Raw genomic sequence first — 8,507 nt, 5'->3', positions numbered from 1 at the left:
GGGCGGAGGCGGCGGGGCCGGCGGTGCGGGTGGCTTTGGCGGCGGCGACGGCGCCAGTGGCGGGAACGGCGGTGGCGGCGGCATGGGCGGGGCGGTGTTCGTGGTCAAGGGCGGCTCGCTCACCATCAACGGCAACGGCTCGACCTCGGGCGGCAGCGTAGCCGGCGGCACCGGCTCCAACGGCGGCGGTGCGGGCTCGGCCTTAGGCACGGGCTTCTTTGTGCAGGGCTCGACGCTGACCTTCGGTGGCAGCGGCAGCTACACGGTGTCGGACGCCATCGCCGATCAGAACGGTTCCGGCGGCTCCGCGGCCTCGGACGGCCTCGGCGGCACCGGTGGATCGAGCGCCATTACCAAGAGCGGCATCGGCACGCTCAGCTTTTCTGGCGCCAACACTTATACTGGAGCTACGACGATCAATGCCGGCACGCTAAGGGGCGCTGCGGCGAACACATTCAGCGCTACGAGTGCGACGACAATCAACACCGGTGGCACGCTCGATCTCGGTTTGCTGGGACAAACGATCAATATCGTTTCGCTATCGGGCGGCACGTTGGCCAACGGCGCGTTGACCGGCGCAGTGACCTCAAGCGGCGGCACGCTGAACAGCCTCGGCGGCGGCATGACGCTGACGGCGAATAGTGGCGCGACCAATGTGACGGGCACCAACACCTTTACAGGCGCGACCACGGTCAACGGCGGCCTGCTCTCGGTCAACGGCACGAGCACGGCCAGCGCGGTGACGGTGAATGCCGGCGGCACGCTCGGCGGCAACGGCACGGTCGGCAACACGACCATCAATGGCGGCACGCTGGCGCCCGGCAATTCGATCGGTACGTTGACCGTGCAGGGCAATCTCGTGTTGACGGCCGCATCGAGCTACATGGTCGAGGTGTCGCCTTCGGCGGCCGACCGCACCAACGTCACCGGCGTGGCGACGTTCGGCGGCGCCACCGTCAAAGCATCTTTCGCAGCAGGGGCCTATGTCGCAAAGCAATACACCATCCTCAACGCCACCGGCGGTATCGGCACCAGCACGTTCGGCTCGATCGTCAACACCAACTTGCCGGGTGGATTCGCGTCGAGCCTGAGCTATGACGCCAACAATGCGTATCTCAATCTCGTTCTCAGTTTCGTGCCGCCGCCCGGGACGGGTCTCAACAACAACCAACGGAACATCGCCGACCCGATCGTCAATTTCTTCAACTCCAACGGCGGTATTCCGCTGGCGTTCGGCGGGCTGACGCCGGCGGGACTGACCCAGATCTCGGGCGAGACCGCGACCGGCTCGCAGCAGACGACCTTCAACGCGATGAACCAGTTCATGGGATTGCTGACCGATCCCTTCATCGACGGTCGCGGCGATGGCGTTTCAGCGGGATCATCGGCGGGCGCATCGGCCTACGCCTCACCGGACATGCCACGCTCCGGTGCGGCGCGGGACGCCCATGCGATGTTCACTAAGGCGGTCGTCATGGCCGATCCGTTCGCGCAGCGCTGGAGCGTGTGGGCGGCAGGCTATGGCGGCGCGCAGACCACCGACGGCAACACGACGCTCGGCTCCAACAACACGACCAGCCGCATCGCAGGCACCGCGGTCGGCGCCGATTACCGTATCTCGCCGAATACGCTGGCAGGCTTTGCGCTCGCGGGCGGAGGTACGACCTTCAGCACCGTCAATGGCGGCTCTGGCCGATCCGATATGTTCCAGGCCGGCGCCTTCATCCGGCACAATGCCGGTGCGGCGTATCTCTCCGGCGCGCTGGCCTATGGCTGGCAGGACATCACCACCAACCGCACCGTGACGGTGGCCGGCATCGATCAGTTGCGCGCGCAGTTCAACGCCAATGCCTTCTCGGGTCGCGTCGAAGGCGGCTATCGCTTTGTCAGCCCGTGGATGGGCGGCATCGGCATCACGCCCTACGTAGCAGGACAGTTCACCACCTTCGATCTGCCGGCCTATGCCGAGCAGGCGGTAACCGGCGTCAACACGTTCGCGCTCGCCTACGCTTCGAAGAGTGTCACCGATACGCGCAGCGAACTCGGCCTTCGCAGCGACAAATCATATGCGATGGCGGACGGAATCTTCACGCTGCGAGGGCGCCTGGCATGGGCGCATGATTTCAACCCCGGCCGCAATATCGGTGCGACGTTCCAGACATTGCCGGGCGCATCCTTTGTCGTTGGCGGCGCCGCGCAAGCCAGCGACTCCGCGCTCGTCACCGCCTCCGTCGAGAAGAAATGGCTGAACGGCTGGTCCGCCGCCGCCACCTTCGAAGGCGAGTTCTCCGACGTCACCACCAGCTACGCCGGCAAGGGCGTGGTGCGGTATTCCTGGTAAGTTGACGATTTCTGGTTTTGGCCCTTCGCATCATTTCGCTGTGCTGCGGAATTTGGTAGCTATCGGGGGTATAGCGGACTCTGGCAAGCCGACCGATCGGCTGATTTATGGGATCACGGCCTAGCTAGGTAGCCCGCGATTCTTTTCTGATTTTGCGGGCTCAAGACGTTGCTGGATGGACTCTACAAGGTTGAATACGGCGTCAACGATGCGTTCGGCCGCAGCATCATGTGCCTGCATGACGGTAAGATGCTGGGCGGCAATTCGGCCTTCGCGCACCTTGGAACCTATGACGAGCGCGACGGCGAGATCGTCGCCGAGGTGATCACCGAACGGCACAACGAGGATCCCAATCACAAGCCGCTGATGGGAGCCGATATCGCCTCGATCGGTGCGCGCGGGCGGCTGCACGGTAACCAGATCCGTCTCGAGGGTGGCGCGGACACCATGCCGGGCGCAAAATTCTGGGCCAATCTCACTCGGCTCGACGACGAGGGGTTGCCTCCGAGTGGTGCGGTCGGTCCGGGCGGCATCGCCAACGGACTCTATGGGATGAGCCTGCGCGCGCTTGACGGTGTCGATGCCGGATTATCGGGCGTGATGCTCCTGATCGACGGCCGCATCCTCGGCGGCGATGCGTTCTTCTACTATCTCGGCTCCTATTCCTCGGCGGACGGCCGCTGGAAGGGCGAGATGCTGAACCAGGAGCACACGCCGGCGAAGGGCGAAAACCCCGTGTTTGGCGGCTATGAGGTCGGGATCGGCTTCTCCGGAACCTGCACTGCGGATAGCGGTGAGCTCGAAGGCATCGCGCTCGCCGGCAAGCGCAGCCTGCGCCTTGCAGCCTCGCTCAAGCTGATGCGGCGGGCCTAGCTAGGACGTGCACTCATAGTAGCCGCGCCGGCTTGCGCCAAAAGTGACATCGAAGTGGTCTGGACGGATGTCGTCCTTGGGCCAGAGGCGGGGAGGCAGTTCTTCTACCACTCCCACTTCACTTCATCGCAACATCGCGGTCGATGTCTTGCAGGTGCACGAAAGTTGCCCAGGCTTTTCGATATTCGCTGTCTGTGGGATCGATCCCAAGCAAGGCGCGACACGCCTCTTTGATTTCTTCCGACGAGGGACGCATCGCGACGTTTCCGGACAACTTGGCTTGGTTCCAGCGTTCCTCGACGCCGGTCGCCAAGGCGAGTGCTTCGGAGGGGCTCCGTTTCCGGGTTGACCTCGCCAAAGGGTGATCCGGAGGGAATTTGGGCCATGCGACGGGAGGCTGATCGGCTCGCCACTCACTCTCCTTGCCGGTCCCACGCTCTCCCGGCAAGTTTGCCTGGGCTCCATTGGCCGATTGAGGCGGGACAGTCCGTGCGCCCAGCTCGCGGAGCTGCTGCTCCATGGTCCCGCCGGACGCCGTTGCGCCTGCCGCAGGTGCACGCGTCGTCAGACCTGACACAGTTGAGGTGCCGGCCTGCGGAGCAACCTTCTGAACGGTTTGCGCAACGGACAGCATGCCAGGCGAAAGAGCAGGCTTCTGCTGCGCGACTTTGTCATTTTCAGTGGGGCAAGGCCGAGATCCCGAGCGCAGCTGCGTGATCCGGCCGTCGTCGTCGATGCGGGCAAAGTCAACGGCCACAGTGTAGACGAAAGCGGCATCGATGGATTGGCCGGATTTGTCTCTGGCGTTGACGGCGCCGCAGACATATCGCGCCGCGTCGGCCTCGACTGAACGCAATGAGCTGAATTTGGCCGAGTCCGGATCGATCAGCACGTGCCGAACTGCTGCGCGAGCTTTCATGTGCTCGTTAGAGAAGATGCTGAGCACGACATCCGGATTGAACATGTCGGGCTGGTAGTACCACTTGTACTCCACAGCAAGGAATGCTGCGCCAAAGGCCGTCGCGATCAGGAAAGCAGATGCATTCATGGATTTGGTCGGGTAATTGAACCCGGTATGGTTGTTGTTATCTTCTTGAACCATTTACGATAGAATCTACTAACAATCCGTAAACTGGTTGCTCCCGCGATTTTCAACAACCGGTGGAAGAGCCACAGCTGGTTTTGCTCAAGGGGGCAGTTGCCGGTGCGGGAAACACACTGAGCAAGGTCAACCAAGGGGGCACAGGCTGACGCCTGACGGGTGGCAGCGGCAGGTCCGCTGTGGGGCCATAACCGGACATCAACCAGCGAAGGACCGTGGGTCTCACAGCACTGGCGTACACTGCATGTCTGCTCCGACGATGAGCGGCCCGTTGTAGGCAGTTCGCAAATCAGCGATGGCCGCATCGAGTTCAAACAGACCGAATTGACTGACGATGAGCTGCTTGACCGCAGCCTCTTGGGCAACGCGTCCGACGACTGCCGGTGTTGCGTGCAAGGGAACATTCGCACCGGGCGCGATTGCAAGATGCATGATCAGGAGGTTCGCGCCCTTTGCGAATTCGACGAAGCCCGGATCGGTGCCGTTTTGGTCGGAGCTAAACACGATCGACACATTTCCGGTCTGCACGCGATAGGCCAAGGTTGGCATATTTCCATGCGGGATTTTCCGTGCCGTGACTGTCGTTCCCTCGCGCTGCAAAACCACGGATGGATCGCTTTTGACAGCGTCAATCACTCCGACATCAAGTCGAACGCCACCCGCCACAACGCGCCCCATATCGGGCCGCACGCCGCTGCCCCCGTATGAGCCGCCTAACGCCGATCCGAGCACTGGAAATGCGCCACTCTTCTCGTCAAAAAGCCTCTTGAGGAAAATCGCAAAGTCAGGGGCCGCATCGTTGCCTGTAGGACCGAAAACCTTGAGAGGTTCCTTGCGGACCTCGTGGCTCAGCCAAAGGAACGCTGGCAAGTCGGAAACGTGATCTGGATGAAGATGGCTTATTCCGACCATCCACAAGTCTTCGAGTTTGGCTTGCGATTCACCAAAGCGGTGTTGAGCACCACCGGCCATGTCGATGAGTATTCTTGCGCGCCCCTCGATCCAGACCAGATAACTCGTCGATGCCCGAGTGGGATTCATTCTGGGGCCACCAGAACCGAGGATTTGCACGTCGAGCGGCGTTGTGCCGCAACTCTGTCCGAAAGCGCTCAAACTGCTCAGTGACGCACAGAAAATTCCCAGCAAGAAAATAACCGGAAGCCGAACCATGAAGACACCCATGTTGTTCAAACAGAGTCTATCAAATCGGTCTTGCAAATTTCACGACAGGGCCGAGATGGTCATTCGGGCAGCCCTGCGTGCCGCAATCCTTCCTCATATCGCGCGACGTCCTCAGCACGTCGATAAGGGCCAAGCACATCTTTGAGATTGGAAACGCGCAGCGTGGGGCTGAGTTCTCGCAGCCGAGCCACGGCCTTGTGTGCTTGCTCCGGCCGACCGGCCATTGCGTTGCTTGCGGCGGTGATCCGTAATCCAGGCCGATAGTCCGGGCTGCACTGCAATGCCATTGCCGCCCATGATGCCGCTTCGTCATAGCGGTCCAAAAAGAAATGTGCATACGCGGTCCCGGCTCGCATGCCCATCAGCCACGGATCAAGTGGGCTCAGGCGAATGGCTCGTGCGAAGCGCTCGATCGCCGATTCCGGCTCGCCGAGCCAGAGTTTTACCCAGCCGCCGAAATTCCATGCCTCAGCCAAATTGGAATTAAGCGCGATCGCGCGATCAACTAAGCCGGCACCTACCCCGAGATCCCCAACAACAAACGCTAACGCATTCCCGCCAGCGGAGAGCGCGTTCGCGTCATCCTTGCCCAACTCAACTGCCCGTTGGGTGAGCTTCTTCACTTCGGCAATCGCGTTCGCCGTGTCCGGAATCCAGCCATTGATCCTGGCAATGAGGTAGCAAAAGGCTGCGCGACCGTAGGCGGTGGCAAATTCCGGGTCGAGCTCTATCGCGCGGTTGAACAGACGCAATGCCTCGTCGTTCGCTTGCCGGTTACCAAACTGATGAAGCCGGGCCAGACCGCGCAAATAGTGGGCATAGGCGTCGAGACTAGCGGTCGGCTTGCGTTTGGCGCGCTCGATCTCAGCTTTCTCCACCGCAGGCGCGATCGCCCCGACAACGCTTTCAGTCACCTGGTCCTGCAAATCGAAGATGTCGCCGAGCTCGCCATCAAACCGATCGGCCCAAATATGTGCTCCAGTAGCGGTATCGACGAGTTGTCCCGTAATGCGCACTCGGTTTGCCGCCTTGCGAACGCTCCCTTCCAACACGTAGCGCACCCCAAGCTCGCGCCCCACCTGCTTCACGTCGACAGCGCGCGCCTTGTAGGTGAAGCTGGAGTTTCGGGCGATGACAAATGGCGCCTTGAAACGGGACAGCGCCGTGATGATGTCCTCGGCCATTCCATCGGCAAAGTATTCCTGTTCGACATCGCCAGACATATTCTGAAACGGGAGCACCGCAATGGAAGGCCTGTCGGGCAGCGGAGGCGGACTCCCGGCCTCGGCAAAAACTGGCGCAGCCTCTCGCGTTTCCGTCGGCGCATCGACCTCAAAGGCCCTGATTGGCTCCTGAATGTTCTTTACATGTTGAACGCCAAGATCCGTACTTGGGTCTGTGACCGAGGCTCGCGCGGGCAATTCTTCCTCGGTGATCTCGCCAACAAACCGGAAGCCTCTGCGAGAAACCGTCCGTATCAGGCGTTGCTCCTTGCCGGTATCCCCGATTGCCTTGCGCACGGCATTGACGTGGCTGGTCAGCGTGGATTCGGACACGATCCGTCCTTCCCACACCGCCTTCAGAAGATCGTCCCTTGTCACGACCTGTTCCCGGTTTCGGACCAGGAAGAGCAGCAGGTCGAACACCTTCGGTCCGATGGGGATGAGCTCGGAGCCTCGCTTGAGCTCGCGCCGGTTGGCATCGAGACAATAATCTTCGAATAGAAACGACACTTGTGATCCTTCCTGGACAAGAAGCCAAGGAAAACTCGATCGCAATTCAGGCCGGCTGCAAGGTCTTTTCCGTTCGAAACAGTACACATTTTCTCACCCTTCGGGAACGAGGGTTCGAGAAATGGTTGGCCCGCCTGCACTCGACGCGCACTGACGTTCGCAATCAACGCAACAGACCTGGCCGAGCCGAGGCACGGCTTACCACCTGCATCGCCTCCCGAGTGCGAGGATACGTTCATGAACAAGCATATCTTGCGCGCTTCCCTGGAGGACGCGTCAGTTGCGCCTGAGGCGTGCCAAGTCACTCTGGCTCATGCCGAGCGCCCTCCCGCCGGTGCAGAAATGGCGCGGGTGCTCGGGACCACGCCATTTCACATGGCTTTGGATTCCTCCGGCGCCGGAATCGCCCACTGGAAGCATGACCCGCTGCACGACGTCGTCGCGCCCATGAGCCATCACGTCATCATGGCTTACAACGGCACGGTGCAGCGCATGGAGCGGCGGATGGGAAGCGTGGTTGCGATCGGTACGTTTCGTCCCGGAGTCGTGATCATCATCCCCGAAGGATCGAGCTCCCGGTGGGATATTCCGAAACCCGTCGATGTCATCCAACTCTATCTTCCGCACGCCACGCTCGAGCGGGTTGCAGGCGAGGTCGACAGCGCCACCTCGACCGATCTGCTGGAGCGAACGGCGCATCCCGACCCCATTACATCCCGATTGCTCCTGACCGCGACCGACGCCGTGGTGGGCAATGTCGTCGTGGATACACTGTTCAGGCATCAGCTGATGGACCTCTTGGCCACGCGCCTGCTGGCGGCGCATGTCGGCGCGCCGTCCACGTTCCAGCCGACGCGGGGCGGCCTCTCACCGGTCGTATTGCGCCGCGCCATCGAGCGCCTGCACTCGGACATCGACGCTGACGTATCGCTCGCGGCGCTCGCTTCTGATGCCGGTCTTTCGCGATTCCACTTCTGCCGCGCCTTCAAGGAAAGCACCGGGCTTTCCCCACATGCCTGGCGGCGCCAGCAACGGCTCGAGGAGGCCAAAAACATGCTGCGCGGCACCGACGCGTCGGTCCTCTCGATCGCGGTCGCGCTCGGCTATTCTTCCCAGACCGCGTTCGCCGCCGCCTTCAGGAAGCTGACCGGGGACACCCCGAGCAATTGGCGACGGCGTGCACGTTGACAGCATCGCCTATGCTGGGAACAGCATCATTGCGAGAAAGGCTCCAGGATGCAGGCGGGCAAAAGAAGGTCCCATGACCGCTATGGGT

General features: G+C 61.7%; 6 protein-coding genes. 3 read left to right on the top strand and 3 right to left on the bottom strand.

The genetic code is table 11. From position 1 onward, the window contains the following. A partial coding sequence (locus AB4Z51_RS43205; protein ID WP_441499611.1) for an autotransporter outer membrane beta-barrel domain-containing protein occupies window positions 1-2,341 on the top strand: 2,341 nt, incomplete at its 5' end. A 168-nt stretch (window positions 2,342-2,509) separates the two neighbouring features. Continuing rightward, window positions 2,510-3,214, top strand: coding sequence for a hypothetical protein (locus AB4Z51_RS43200; protein ID WP_135216881.1), 705 nt, complete (start codon window positions 2,510-2,512; stop codon window positions 3,212-3,214). 118 nt (window positions 3,215-3,332) lie between these two features. Here AB4Z51_RS43200 and AB4Z51_RS43195 read toward each other — a convergent pair whose 3' ends face one another. The 3 genes from AB4Z51_RS43195 to AB4Z51_RS43185 form a co-directional block, all read right to left on the bottom strand. Beyond that, a complete protein-coding gene (locus AB4Z51_RS43195) occupies window positions 3,333-4,316 on the bottom strand; it encodes a hypothetical protein (RefSeq protein ID WP_135216882.1) in 984 nt (327 codons plus the stop codon). Between the two features lie 222 nt (window positions 4,317-4,538). Next, window positions 4,539-5,507: an MBL fold metallo-hydrolase gene (locus AB4Z51_RS43190; protein ID WP_441499610.1), complete on the bottom strand. Its 969-nt coding sequence runs from the start codon at window positions 5,505-5,507 to the stop codon at window positions 4,539-4,541. Window positions 5,508-5,557: 50 nt separating this feature from the next. After that, window positions 5,558-7,231 carry a winged helix-turn-helix domain-containing tetratricopeptide repeat protein gene (locus tag AB4Z51_RS43185; RefSeq protein ID WP_441499609.1) on the bottom strand — a complete coding sequence of 558 codons (1,674 nt, stop codon included), beginning with the start codon at window positions 7,229-7,231 and terminating at the stop codon, window positions 5,558-5,560. Between the two features lie 237 nt (window positions 7,232-7,468). On the opposite strand from AB4Z51_RS43185, the gene AB4Z51_RS43180 reads away from it, so the two are divergent. Continuing rightward, window positions 7,469-8,419, top strand: a complete 951-nt coding sequence (locus AB4Z51_RS43180; RefSeq protein ID WP_441499608.1) for a helix-turn-helix domain-containing protein — start codon at window positions 7,469-7,471, stop codon at window positions 8,417-8,419. The last annotated feature ends 88 nt before the right edge of the window (window positions 8,420-8,507 follow it).

It is taken from the genome of Bradyrhizobium sp. 2TAF36 (genome assembly GCF_052114925.1).
Taxonomy (GTDB): Bacteria; Pseudomonadota; Alphaproteobacteria; order Rhizobiales; family Xanthobacteraceae; genus Bradyrhizobium; species Bradyrhizobium barranii.
The sequence above is the reverse complement of the archived record's forward strand: the minus strand, read 5'-3'. Positions and strand labels throughout refer to the sequence as shown.

What these genes read in the sequence shown, in the direction of transcription:
- AB4Z51_RS43195 (WP_135216882.1), bottom strand. Translation starts at nt 4,316, where the DNA reads ATGGTTCAAGAAGATAACAACAACCATACCGGGTTCAATTACCCGACC.
- AB4Z51_RS43180 (WP_441499608.1), top strand. Translation starts at nt 7,469, where the DNA reads ATGAACAAGCATATCTTGCGCGCTTCCCTGGAGGACGCGTCAGTTGCG.